General features: G+C 49.0%; 2 protein-coding genes and 1 tRNA gene. 1 reads left to right on the top strand and 2 read right to left on the bottom strand.

Annotation, left to right across the window (positions count from 1 at the left end; translation table 11 throughout):
• Positions 1-32: 32 nt before the first annotated feature.
• Positions 33-109 (bottom strand) — tRNA-Arg (locus V6E55_RS25520).
• Between the two features lie 278 nt (positions 110-387).
• Here V6E55_RS25520 and V6E55_RS25515 point away from each other — a divergent pair.
• Entirely contained in the window at positions 388-816 is a 429-nt protein-coding gene (locus V6E55_RS25515; RefSeq protein ID WP_316944128.1) for a hypothetical protein, read from the top strand.
• 10 nt (positions 817-826) lie between these two features.
• Here V6E55_RS25515 and V6E55_RS25945 read toward each other — a convergent pair.
• A partial coding sequence (locus V6E55_RS25945) for an IS1 family transposase (protein WP_071528444.1) occupies positions 827-887 on the bottom strand: 61 nt, incomplete at its 5' end.

The following is an 887-nucleotide window of genomic DNA, read 5'->3' as shown; positions in this document are numbered from 1 at the left end:
GTTTGAAACTGGCGTAAGTTACTGATATTGAATGGTACGCCCTGTAGGATTCGAACCTACGACCTACGGCTTAGAAGGCCGTTGCTCTATCCAACTGAGCTAAGGGCGCACTGAGAAGAGTGAACTTCGCGGTGGTGAAACGCGAAGAATTATACGGTCAATGTCAGGTGAGTCAATGCCTTTTCCGTTTTCATGTCCAATTACGCCTGGCCGGTTGTAAATACGCCTGTTTTTTCAACATTATCATCAGTTTCACCGTAAAATTATGCGCTGCGAAAAGGCTTAGTGGCATTTAAGTAACGCCTGCTGTTTTCCTGAACGTCACCTCGTCACACTAGTAAGAGGTATCCCGGCCGCCTGGAGGCTGACAGACAACAGGATAATGGAGTGACAGCGCAAAACCTGATCTATACGCCCCCCCAGTTACAGGCCCTTTCTCAGGACATCGTCGGCATTAAACTTGAGCCCATTGTCGCCCTCACCTCTTCGCGCCAGATTGGCGCTGAGGTGCTTAGCATCATGTCCGAAACGCGGCACAGTGAGGCGTTTTTCCGCCACCAGTCTGCAGAAGAGTCGATAACCCTGCTTGAAGCGCAGCTTGTCGCATTAAAAAATACACCTCACTGTCATAACCTTTTTATTAATCTGCCGATAACCGTCCTGACTGAGTCAGAATCTTTTCAGCGACTTATCCGGCTGATTGGGGCTCCGCTGAATATTGAGATCGTCGACCTCTCGGCTTTTTTGGCGCTGTCTGTTACGCGGAAACAGAGCGTCATTCAGAACCTGCTGCAACTCAGAAGGCAGGGGCGGTAATGACTCCAACTTATTGATAGTGTTTTATGTTCAGATAATGCCCGATGACTTTGTCATGCAGCTCCACCGAT

This window comes from Enterobacter sp. 342, from assembly GCF_036663495.1.
GTDB lineage: Bacteria > Pseudomonadota > Gammaproteobacteria > Enterobacterales > Enterobacteriaceae > Enterobacter.
Note: the sequence above shows the minus strand (reverse complement) of the source record. Positions and strands in the feature narration are given on the sequence as shown.